The organism is Paenibacillus sp. MAEPY2 (assembly GCF_000499205.1).
Taxonomy (GTDB): domain Bacteria; phylum Bacillota; class Bacilli; order Paenibacillales; family Paenibacillaceae; genus Paenibacillus; species Paenibacillus vandeheii.
The window spans coordinates 56,191-68,873 of the sequence record NZ_AWUK01000007.1 but is presented as its reverse complement, the minus strand read 5'-3'; the positions used below and the strand labels follow the sequence as shown (position 1 = coordinate 68,873).

7 protein-coding genes are annotated in these 12,683 nt (G+C 46.1%); all 7 read right to left on the bottom strand.

Annotation, left to right across the window (positions count from 1 at the left end):
- Window positions 1-32 precede the first annotated feature (32 nt).
- Complete coding sequence (locus P364_RS0105060) at window positions 33-2,504, bottom strand: bifunctional diguanylate cyclase/phosphodiesterase (protein WP_024629067.1); 2,472 nt, start codon at window positions 2,502-2,504, stop codon at window positions 33-35.
- Between the two features lie 294 nt (window positions 2,505-2,798).
- Window positions 2,799-4,460 (bottom strand): ABC transporter substrate-binding protein, encoded by a 1,662-nt coding sequence (locus P364_RS0105050; RefSeq protein ID WP_024629066.1) that lies wholly within the window; start codon window positions 4,458-4,460, stop codon window positions 2,799-2,801.
- Between the two features lie 139 nt (window positions 4,461-4,599).
- Window positions 4,600-6,348: a sensor histidine kinase gene (locus P364_RS0105045; protein ID WP_024629065.1), complete on the bottom strand. Its 1,749-nt coding sequence runs from the start codon at window positions 6,346-6,348 to the stop codon at window positions 4,600-4,602.
- An 11-nt stretch (window positions 6,349-6,359) separates the two neighbouring features.
- A complete protein-coding gene (locus tag P364_RS0105040; protein WP_052016509.1) occupies window positions 6,360-7,976 on the bottom strand; it encodes a response regulator in 1,617 nt (538 codons plus the stop codon).
- Between the two features lie 238 nt (window positions 7,977-8,214).
- Window positions 8,215-9,219: a LacI family DNA-binding transcriptional regulator gene (locus tag P364_RS0105035; protein ID WP_024629063.1), complete on the bottom strand. Its 1,005-nt coding sequence runs from the start codon at window positions 9,217-9,219 to the stop codon at window positions 8,215-8,217.
- A 129-nt stretch (window positions 9,220-9,348) separates the two neighbouring features.
- On the bottom strand, window positions 9,349-10,353 hold the full coding sequence (locus P364_RS0105030) for a globin-coupled sensor protein (protein WP_029880736.1): 1,005 nt from the start codon (window positions 10,351-10,353) through the stop codon (window positions 9,349-9,351).
- Between the two features lie 243 nt (window positions 10,354-10,596).
- Window positions 10,597-12,492, bottom strand: coding sequence for a PrkA family serine protein kinase (locus P364_RS0105025; RefSeq protein ID WP_024629061.1), 1,896 nt, complete (start codon window positions 12,490-12,492; stop codon window positions 10,597-10,599).
- Window positions 12,493-12,683 lie beyond the last annotated feature (191 nt).

Genomic DNA, 12,683 nt, shown 5'->3' with positions numbered 1-12,683 from the left:
GGCGGGGACTTGCCGCTTGGCATTGCAGTAACTTAGAGAATGGACGGAGCTCCCTGCAGTCGCAATGGTACAAAAAAATCATGCTCCACTTCGCTTGCTGGCAATGGACGGCTGAAATAATATCCCTGAATTTCATGGCAATCATTTTGCATCAGAATATCCAGCTGTCCCTTCGTCTCGATCCCTTCCGCAATCACTTCCATCTTCAGGTTCTGAGCCATAGATATGATCGTGGCCACAATCGCCTGGTCACTTCGGCTCTCCGTAATATCCGTTACGAATGAACGATCAATCTTCAGTTTGTGAATTGGAAAATGTTTTAAATAACTCAGCGAGCTATATCCTGTCCCAAAATCATCCAGGCTGATTTTGACCCCAAGCGCTGTAAGTTCATTCAGAATACCTGTAGACACGGACGCATCCATCATCATGCTCTCTGTAATTTCCAATTCAAGATAGCGGGCGTCGAGCCCTGTCTCCGTGAGGGCATTTTTGACCTGCTCCACCAGGTTGGATTGATGAAACTGCTGACTAGACAAGTTAACGGATACCGGAATGAGAGGTCCGCCACTCGCATGCCAAAGCTTCATCTGTCTGCAAGCTTCACGCAGTGTCCAGTTTCCAATCTCATAGATCAAGCCTGTCTCCTCTGCCAGTGGAATGAACACATTCGGGGCCAGAACGCCCTTCTCCGGATGATTCCAGCGAATTAAAGCCTCTACGCCGATCATACGGCTGCCTTCTGTACGAATCTGAGGTTGATAATATAGGACAAGCTCATCCCGTTCCAGTGCTTTGCGCAAATACCCTTCCAGTTCAATTCGTTCATACAGCTCCGAATCCAGTTGGGCAGTGTAAAACTGAAAACCGTTCTTGCCGTTTTTCTTGACTTCATACATAGCGGAGTCGGCATGCTTCAATAACGCATCCGCTCCTGTTCCATGGTATGGATACATTGCGATCCCGATGCTTGCTGTAACGTAAAAGTCATTTTCCTTCAATCGATAAGGCAGTTGAATCGCTCGAACAATTCGTTCTGCCAGCTCCGCCACCCGTTCCTCCGTTCCCTGCTCATTCGTAACAACGAGTGTGAATTCATCGCCTCCCATACGAGCAAGCATGACATTCTCCGTCGCTTTTGGGTCTGAATCCTGGATTGCACGCATAATTCTGCCGCTAACTTCTCTAAGAAACACATCTCCAATGGAATGTCCCAGGGAGTCATTAATCATTTTGAAACGGTCGATGTCCATCACCATAACTGCAAATGAATCTCCTGTTGCCCCAGAAGTTGCAATCGTGCTCTCCAACACCTCATCCAGCTTGCGACGGTTTGGGAGCCCGGTCAACGGATCGTGCAGAGCCTGATGGCGGATGCTTTCTTGGGCCTGTTTCTCCTCGGTGACATCTTTGATCAGAATGTGGCTTCCCTGATGTTTACCATCAATCAGTACAGGTACTACAGCAATACTTAGGTCAAGGAGATTTCCCTGAACGTTCTTCATTTTCCCCATGAAATGCTGCTGCTCGCGGCTATCATCATCCCACACCACATGCTGCATTTCACTTGTCCAATGAATATCAATGTGCTGAGCAATCTCATTAATAGAACGATGAATGATCTCTCTCTCCTGGTACCCTGTAATTCGTGTGACTGCAACATTAATCCCTTTGATAGCCCCATGCGTATCCACTGAAATAATAGCGTCTGAATGGTTTTCGTACAGAGCCTGATACCACTGTTCATTTTCGAGAATCCGGCGATCCTTCTGAGATAAACGCTGATTAATAAAGATACCGAACAAGGTCAGCCCCAATGCAATAAAAGTACCCGCTGCGATGAGGTATGCGAGAAGTGAAGGCTCAATCTGCATACCCGATCCTACCATTGCGTCATGTGCATGATGAAATTGTGCGGCTGACATCCCCGTATAATGCATTCCCGAGATGCCCAGCCCCATAATGAGTCCGCTGCCCACCTTGTAAACCCAGGTATAACGTGACTGATGCTGCCGAAAGAAAAACATGAGCCATAAGGCAGCAAATGAAGCTAAAGCTGCGATCAGGATGGATAACACCACCCTGCTTGGTTCATACGTAATTGGAACCGACATGGCAGCCATTCCGACATAATGCATGCTGCCAATACCTGCGGTCATGAGCAATCCTGCGATCAGGAGCTTGCTTATTTTACCTGACTGCTGACCCGCAATATTTAACGCTACACCAGATGCAACGATGGCAAGCAAAACGGATAGAAAGACATCGCCTGTGGAATACGACACATGCATGGGAAGAACAAAAGCGAGCATGCCCACAAAATGCATGGACCAGATTCCCAAACCCATTGAGAATGCCCCGCAGGTAAGCCAGACATTTCGGGACATACCTTTAGCCAGACTTACCCGACCCGCAAGGTCAAGCGCTGCATAAGAAGCCAACGCTGCAATAATGTAAGATAAAATAACCAGTTCTAAGTTGTACGTTCCATGTAGGTGATCCACTCACTCTGTCCTTTCAACCGGGAAATGCCTTGTATGTATGCAAAATGTAAAAAAGAAGCGAGTGCGCTGTCTGGATGACAGGCACTCCCTCCACATCATTTGTCTCGTGACCACCGACTTGTTGTAAAGCCTAAGTCATACATCTCAAACCCGTTAATATTGTTGTATTTAGTCTAAACGTCCTAGCCCTGAAAATCAACACTTTTTTCCAGATGAAATGAATGTTTAAAATCCTCAAATTCCCATTCACCATGCGCCTTGGTGGCGTTTATTTTCCCCCTTTCCTCGCCTACCTTATTCACCTTGGACCCGTTCCGCCTTCTTTCGAACTTCGTCGGTCATCGTCTGCTCGTAGCCCTTCACATCAAGCTTGTTGAATTCCTTCACATATTCATCCCAGACCTTGTTAAAGTCAGCCGGACTGGAGAGGACCAGTTTGGGCACATATTTCTTTTGCAACTCCGTGCGTTTCTGCCCATAGATATGGGCTGGTGAGCCTTGATCAAAAGCAATGCTCCAAGCCGGGTACCATGGACGTTCTTCCGGCGCAGCGAACAGTTGGGAGAACGTCTCCACATCATACTTCTCCAGAATGAGCTTATCTCCATCCGTATAGGAGAACTGGGCAACTTCGGGTTGTCGTTCTACACCGACAGAATTACCGTCAGGCAGAGTCGAACCATTACCGTAACGCGGCCAGCTGTACTCAAAATATTTGAATCCGAACGATTGGCGAAACTCATCTGAATCTGTTTTCCGAATCATTTCTGGTGAGCGCCTAAACCGCCCCTTGTCATCCACTTCGTAGGTCTGTCCTTCGATCCCCCAATTGGACAGAATCTGATTCGAATCCGTTAACAGGTTATCGAAAAATTGGATAATACGGACTGGATCTTCCGCGCTTACGGTAATACCAATCCCACGGTTATTTACAAAGCTTGGCGGATCAGTATACTGATCCTTGGTATTTGCGTCGTATACAATAGGCAGTGCCAAATAACGCAAATCGTCGTTGCCCGCTTCCTTCAAATGGTTCATTTCCTGCCCTACCTGCCAGGCATAATCAAAGAATCCAAGCACTTTTCCACTGGTCACTTTCGCAAGATACTGGTCATAGTTGTCGACAAAGGAGGACTTATCGAACAGTCCCAATGAATTCATTTCATTGAGCTTCTGCATCCAGCGTTTGGTCTCTTCGGTCAGCCCGTAGTCCCTGGCTTCCTGTGTCTGCATATCCACCATGATGGCTCCATCATTCGGATAGCCTGCAAGATGCATCGCCGGGTTGGTAATTGTAAAAAATTTATCATCATACGTCAGTGACAGAAATCCAGTTAATCCTTCATTTTTGTGCTTGTCAGCGTATTGTTTAATCAGATCCATGTATTCATCCAGTGTAGTGATCTTTGGATATCCAGCCTCCTTCAATACACGACGCTGTACCCAGAAGGCTCCTTGATCCACATTCGGATTAGGCAGATAGTCTCCAACCACTGCGCTCATGGGCAAAAAATAAATGTTGCCGTCTTCTTCTTTCATCAGATTATAGTACGGCTCGTACACCCGTTTTATATTAGGGCCATACTGATCGATCAGATCGTTGAGCGGAATAAATGCACCCGCATCCACGATTTTGTCAATAGCCCCATCCGGTACCATCACATCCGGGTACTTGTTGCTCGCAATCATCGTCCCGATTTTGGTATCAATATCCCCAACAAGGTATTCAATTTTGAAATTAACCCCGGTTTGTTCTTCCAGCTTTTTGCCGATTGTAGTTTCGTTTGTGTTGATGTCCTTGCCGGAACCTGCTTTAAAATACGTGAAAGTGACTTTCTCTGCGCTTTCTTTACCCTCTCCCCCTGCTCCCGCTTCCGATTTAATCTCACTTCCTCCCCAGGAACACGCCGTCACCATGGTTAAAGCTAATACTGCCGGCAGCCAGCGCTTCAGCATGTGGTTAACCAATAGGTACGCACCCTCTTTCTCCCCACACTAATGTAAGCACTTTTATTATAAGGTTGAAGACAAACTTTGTTTACCGGATAAACTATAGTTTTTTGCCTTAGAATGTTTGATGCTTTGCCGGGTTTTGTTATTCTTCTAGCGGTAAACCCATTTCCACACGTGTACCTTCCCTGGGAGCGCTATCGATTTGAATATGGAATCGGCTATCGTAGACCAGCTTCAGACGATAGATGACATTCTGTACACCTACGCGATCACCCATTGAGTCTTCCGTTTCCACGTAAGAGAGCAGCTGCTTTCTTTTGTCCTCTGTCATACCTGCCCCGGAATCCTCCACCACACAGATCAGTTCTGTACCTATTCGCCGAATACGAAGACGAATCTCTCCACCTTCCTTCAGTGGTTCGATACCATGAATGCTGGCATTTTCAACAAAAGGCAACAATGTCATCTTGGGAATGGAACAATCCGCAGCCTCTGGGTCCAGATCAATCGTATAATTCAGCTTGTGACCAAAACGATATTTCTGGATTTCAAGAAAGCAGGTTACATACTCCAACTCTTCCCGTATGCTGACTTTATCCTGATTCCAGGTTAGTGCATTTCGAAAAATTTTAGCCATATGATAAATAATTCGTGCCGTCTCATCCTCATCTTTCATAAGACTGCGCATGCGGATGGTCTCCAGCGCGTTGAACAAAAAGTGTGGATTAATCTGGCTCTGCAATGCATTTAATTGGGCATGCCGCCGTTGTAACTCCAAATTTTTATGTTGAATGTCTGCCACGTAGACATCGTTAATCAAACGATGGATCGTCATCGTCATGCGATTGAATTCGGCTGTCAGCTGCCCTATCTCGTCCGTCGATTCCGGCTGTCTGATCGGTTCAAATCGCTGATGCTTCACTTTTTCCATGTGTTTCAATATTCGTGCCAGCCTCACGTGGATTGTGCGTGTCATCCAGATAATGATCCAGGTCGGCAGAATCAGATTAATACAAGCCAGTACAACGACGAGGTGACTGGATTTGCCCAATTCCTTGTAAATCTCAGATTCATCGAACACCCCGTTGATTTTCCATCCCTCCATTTCACCGGACAAAGAATAGGCCATTTCAAACTCTTTCTTAGTTAGTTGATCCATGACATCGCTATAATTCACGAGTTGACTCGTCCATGGGATACCAGAATCCGTCGAGTAATCTATTTGTCCAGCCGGATTAATCAGATAGAGGTTGCCCTGTACGTTAAGGTTCGTGAAAATCTGGCGAATCGTCGACGGCTTCAGATCCAGTCGTACGAACTTTTCCTTCCATCCGGGCAGAGCTTCATAATAATTGAGTTTGCGTAAAATACTGAACGTCTGCCGATTGCCTTCAGGACCGGATCTCATCAGAATGGGTGCGGAGTGTTCACTGTTTGCCAGCATCCTGTATGGCTCGGACTGTCGAACCTCTTCGGTCAGAAACTCAACTCCCCCGGAAGGCAGTACACTTTCGTTATCCACATATATTGTCAATCCTTGGAGGGAGCGGTAGCCAGAGTAATAGGTATTCAAGATTTTGCGAAGATAGGAATCGTAGGCTTCGATATATTGAACCGGATTTGTGTAATCCACATCCAGCATGTTATTTAATATACTGTCCGTATAAAAGCTTGAGGAAAAATCGGCCGCATTGCGAATTTCTCCCATAAATTGACTTCGAATCTGTTCCATTCCTTTGGAGAGGTCAGCCATTCGCTGGGATTTTACGTTCGATATAGTCACCTGATAGAAAATAACATTAGTCAGGATAACCGGTACGAGTACAAAGAAGAGATATAAGATGAGCATTTTATCGCGTAAGCGGATATTATTAAAAAAGTTGAGCTTCAAAACGTCATCTCCTACCCTTCATCCAGGATGCGATTTCGATATTCCGTAGGAGAACATGATTCCGTTTTCTCAAATTGAGTCGCGAAATAGTCACTGCTTCCGAACCCAACCCTCTCGGCGATTTCATATACTCGCATATCCGTTTGACGCAGCAGCTTCTTGGCTTCCTCCATCCGAAGCTGAAGCAGGAAGTCGTTGAAATACACCCCATACACCTTGCGGAAGCGTTGCCCCAAATAGACCGGATTCATGTAAAATTTGGAGGCAATACTTCTCAAACTGATATTGCTGCTGTAGTTGGCTTCAATATAATTTTTGATTTTTGTCATGGCACCCCTGTGATTATACTGACGCTGTTCCGCCAGCTTCCGCGCTGAATCCAGCATGAACACCGTCAACAGCTGCCTGGCCTCAGCCAATGTTCCCCGCTCCGCTTGCCATGCCAGAATTGGCTTGAACGAAGGTATCTCTTTCACATTCGCTTCAGCCGATTTCAGAATCGATAGTACAGCTGAGATCAGTTGGTGGATCGCCGACGTCACTGCAACAGGAGCGTAATTGGCCGTTCTCATGCCGGTGAACCATTCACTCACTGCATGCTCTAACGCCTGAACACGTTGTTCCTCCATAAGTGTCAGGAGCTCCTGTTCCTTTTCATGATTGGTATGCACCCACTGCACAGGCTCATGCTGCATGTCCTCATACAGGACGATCCCGCTCTTTTCTGAAATAAATTTATAGGAAACCGCCTTCAGTGCAGTCTGATAGGCATGTCCAATGAGTAAAGGTTCATAACAAACCTTCCCGATATATATGCTTACAAAGTCGTGGTTCATTTCAGCGAAGCAAGATTGCATTTGCCCGGCAACCGCTTGAAGATTCATTGAATAGGGACGTAGATGTTCCGCAGTTAACAGAACTCCTACACGTTCACCGTGCTCTTTCACATGCAAATACAAGCGATTTGCATACATCTTTCCAAGAACAGACTGCACAATCCGGACAAAATTCTCTCCCTTCCCGCCTTCTGGCCCCTCCTCTTGAACCATATCCAAAACCCGGAAATGTGGCGTGTTATTCTCAAACAGCAGATATGCCAGCGCGTCGCCAGCCCGTGTATCCGTCAGTTCAGTCCACTGTTCAACCGTTTCCGCATCCGATTCGCCATAGATAAACTGATTAAGTAATCTGGCATATTCCTGCTCACGTCTGGTTTGTTCAGCATGTTTGCACCGATTCAACTCCTCCGCCAGCTTGCGTAAAGTGCCTTCCAGTTCAATCTCATCAATTGGCTTCAAAATATAATCCTGTACCCCGTACCTCACGGCCTGCTGGGCGTAAGCAAAATCATTATATCCGCTCACGATGATAAAATAGGGCTGTTTGCCCTTGGTTAGAACCTGCTCATCACGCTCAACCGTGCGCCGGATTAGTTCCAGTCCATCCGTCTCTGGCATGCGGATATCCGTAATGACAACATCGGGTTGCAGCTGTTCGATCCGGGTCCAAGCCTCATCCCCATCATTCGCCTCTCCAGCCACTTCGAACCCGCAAGCTTCCCAACGAATCAGTTTTCGAAGTCCTTTGCGTGCGTATACTTCATCATCAACCAGCAGTACCCGATGCATGCCCATCACCCTTCCCATTGAATGACAATTGGAGTGTTCTTCTATTCATTAGCAAAAAGAAAGCGATTACATAATTTTTTTTGTATTATTCTTCCTTTTATTGTTAAGGTCTGTGTTGCAAAAAGTCAACAGCTTTTCCTGCATGCTATGCACAACAACTTCTGATATCCGTTATTTCTTAGTATGAATAGCATACCAAAAAAAGCACAGCCCATAGGCTGTGCTGGTTTCAGGACTTTTACCCGTTCACAGGTGCAGTCGTTTGACGGATCACCAGATTGGATGGCTCCGTAATGACTGGTGGAGTATATGCAGGATTCTCAATCATGGCAATCAGATATTCAATTGATTTGATCCCAATGGAATGAATGTTTTGATTGATCGTAGTTAAACCCGGTTTGAACACTTCCGCATAATAAGTGTTATCAAAACCGACAACCGATACATCCTCCGGCACCCGTAAACCATGCTTCTCAATTTCGTGAATTGCACCGAAAGCAGACATGTCTGAAGCACACACAATTCCCGTAGGCTGGTCCTTCAATGCAAGCAATCGGCGAGCTGCCTTACTGCCACCATCGAAAGAATAGTCGCAGACCTCCAGATACACCGTTGAATATGGAATACCGCAGACACGCAATCCTTCCCGATATCCATCCAGTCGAAGGTTGGCTACGGCAGGTCCAAGTGTACCCGAAATATAAGCAATTTTCTGGTGACCCAGTTCATGCAAATGCTTCACACTCATGGCAATGGCATTTGCATTATCCGTCGTTATGTATCCTGCCCGCTTGCCAAACAGATCGGTATCAATAAACATCGTCGGAATCTCCGCTGTGACCAATTCCTGAATACTCTTATTGTCTCTTCCTTCCCCGAAAACAACCACGCCATCCACATTTCGACTGCGGCAATGTTTGATAAACGAGTACGTCGGATCATCAAAACGTGTAGATAACCGAACAAGATCGTATCCGCTGTTTTCAAGCGCTGTTTTGATGCCTTCAAGCAACTCTGAGACAAACGGATTGGTAAAAGGGACCGTCAATAATACACCTACCGTCCAAGAACGGCGTTTTACAAGTCCACGTGCAACCACATTCGGTTGATATTTCAATAGTTCGATGGCTATATTGACTTTTTTGCGAGTTTTGTCACTTACATCGGGATAATCGTTCAGCACTTTGGAAACGGTTGCAACAGATACGCCCGCCTCTTTGGCCACATCATGGATAGAAGCCACCTGATCACCTCAACCTCTTTCAAATCCCCTGTCTCCGGCTGCATTCACTATAACATCGGCAGGTTTGTCTACCCATTATAGCTTAAAACAGCCAGAAACGGTATCACAGCTTCCAGCCAGTGTTACCGGCTATTCTTGATGATCCAATTTCCTTAGATCAAGTGCCAGTTTCTCCATAGTGGTAGCAAAAACCGCAAGCTCTTCTGAACGGGATGCCTGACGCCTTGCCCCTGAAGCTGTGTGCTTCGACTCTTGTTGAACACTGCTCAGCTTTTTCATGATCTGTGCCAGGTTCGACTGGATTTGTCCTTGAGCCTCACGGGAACTAGCCGCAAGTTTGCGAACCTCGCTGGCAACCACCTCGAATCCTCGTCCAAATTCTCCTGCATGCGCAGCCTCAATGGCAGCATTCAAGCCCACGAGATGACTCTGATCCGAGATTTCGCGAATAAGCTCACCCATTTTACCAATCTGATGAATTTCTTTAGTTAGCTCTCCCAGTAGCCCGTTGGCCTGATCCTGGGAGGCTGCTGTTTCCCTGGCGACATCCGAGATGGCCTGAGCATTTTCGTTCAATTCACTGATCATACCCGTCAGCTGCTGGGTAATCTGTGTAATCGCCAGCAAAGTGTGCTGCTGATCTTCAGCCAGTTGATTTAACTTTTCCTTTTCCTTCTTCTCGTAAGCCTCCAATACAAGCTGTGAATCAAGATTGAACATTTTACTTAGTGCCTGAATGACCAAATGCCAGCTCTCAGGGATAACTTGCTGGAATATGCTTGTTGCAATATCGAGGTAAACCATATACGTGCCCAGATAATAATCTTCGGACAAACCAATGCGGGAATGGACTAATCCGATTGCAATTCGCTGTTCAATATATGCATCATCAACCACACCATCGGTCATCGATAACCAGTATTGCTTTTGTGTTTCTTTCAACCGATCAATGGAAGAGAAGCGGGCAATCAGATCGACCAAATTCGGATAATTACCCACATGATTGTAGAAGTGGTCCACCACTTCATCAACGACTTTCACAAACGCAGGTCGATGATCAGCAAGCAATTGCAGATCTTCGGCGGTCAATCCAATATAATCAAGTTGTTGTTGTCTTGATATAGCAATATTCATAACTAGTTCTGTCAGCTCCTTAATAACCACAAAAAATAATAAATTGTAAATATCTGTATCGATTATAGACTAAACGACCTAATTTTACATATACCCTAAGAACTATTTGTCATGAAATTGACCTTCTTTGTCAGTTTATTAGCCTCCAATTGTGCGTTTCCGCATATAAAAAGACCCCTGACCCTGCTGTGAAGGAGCCTCACAACAGGCATCAGGAGCCTGATTCGGAATGGTTGTTGCAGATTAGCGATTCAACAGACTGCCCACATAACGGAGCAATTCATTGGCACTGGCTGCGGTGTAGCCATGTTCTTCAATCAACCGTTTAATCACTTCATTCATTCGTTTGAGTTGCGTTGCATCTGGTGTCTTTGTTGAAGTTGTGATCTTAACAATGTCCTTCAGGTCAGTGAACAGTTTCTTCTCAATCGCTTCACGCAGACGATCATGACTGCTGTATTCGAACTTCCGTTCCTTGCGGGAATAAGCCGAGATGCGGATCAATATCTCTTCCCTGAATGCCTTTTTGGCATTTTCGGAAATACCGATCTGCTCCTCAATCGAACGCATTAAGCGCTCATCCGGGTCCATCTCCTCATCCGTCAGTGGATCACGAATTTTAGACCAGTTGCAGAATGCCTCGATATTATCGAGGTAATTTTCGAACAGCGTTCTGGCCGACTCTTCAAACGAGTAGACAAATGCTTTCTGCACTTCTTTCTTCGCCAATTCATCATATTCTTTACGTGCCAGAGCAATAAAGTTCAGATAACGCTCACGTTCATCTTTTGTAATTGAAGCATGCTGATCCAGACCATCCTTGATTGCCCGGAGTATATCCAGCGCGTTAATGCACTGAAGATTTTGCTTAATCAAAGCACTGGATATCCGGTTGATGACATAACGCGGATCAATGCCCGACATGCCTTCATCCAAATATTCATTTTGCATCTCACGCAGATCAGCTTCTTTGTACCCTTCGACTTCCTCACCGTCATACATCCGCATTTTTTTGACCAAATCCATACCTTGTTTCTTCGTTTCCTTCAGGCGGGTAAGTATGGAAAAAATGGCTGCAGTCCGCAGGGCATGCGGTGCAATATGGACATGCTTCATGTCACTTTGCTGAATGAGCTTGCTGTATATCTTCTCTTCCTCGGAGACCTTCAGATTGTAGGGAATCGGCATGACGATCATCCGGGATTGCAAAGCTTCATTCTTTTTGTTGGAAATAAACGACTTGTACTCGGATTCATTCGTATGCGCCACAATCATTTCATCCGCACTGATCAAGGCAAATCGGCCTGCTTTGAAGTTACCCTCCTGTGTCAGGGATAACAGGTTCCACAGAAACTTCTCATCACATTTAAGCATCTCCTGAAATTCCATCAATCCACGGTTGGCCTTATTCAATTCTCCGTCAAAACGATAGGCACGCGGATCGGACTCGGAGCCGAATTCGGTAATGGTTGAGAAGTCGATACTACCGGTCAGATCGGCAATATCCTGTGATTTGGGATCAGACGGACTGAATGTTCCGATTCCCACCCGGTTATCCTCGGAAATGATGACCCGTTCCACTCGCACCTTGCTGATATCACCGCCATATTCGGTCCGAAGACGCATCTGGCATGATGGGCAGAGATTGCCCTCAATACGGACACCGATCTCCTTCTCCACTTCGGGACGAAGCTCCAGCGGAATCAGATGCAGGGGCTCTTCATGCATCGGGCATCCGTCAATGGCGTATACGGCGCCCTTTTCTGTCCGGGAAAATTGTTCAAGTCCACGTTTTAGCAGCGTTACCAGTGTTGACTTTCCTCCGCTGACCGGACCCATTAACAGCAGAATCCGTTTGCGTACATCCAGACGGCGTGCTGCCGAGTGAAAATATTCTTCCACCAGTTTTTCAATGGACCGATCCAGTCCAAAAATCTCCTGTTCAAAAAACTTGTATCGTTTGTGCCCCCCCACTTCTTCCACGCCAAACGATTCAATCATCTGGTACACTCGAGCGTGAGCCGTCATTGCCGGAGTCGGGTCCTCTCTCAGCAGTGCAATATAATCTTCAAATGTCCCGTTCCATGATAAACGGTCACTTTCTGCCCGATGTTCCGCAACGCGTTCAAAAATATTCATGCTTGGTACCTCCCATGGCTCCTTTAGTGTGATTGTCAACCATTCCGAATGGTATGAAGAAATCAATAGAATTTATGCTTCTGCTTGAATACCAATCTTGCGGTCCGGATAAGTCCCGCCACCTTCTGTCCAAACATCAGTTATTGTTGTGAAAAGTGTATTACATACCTATGCGGCAAATCGGATAAGTT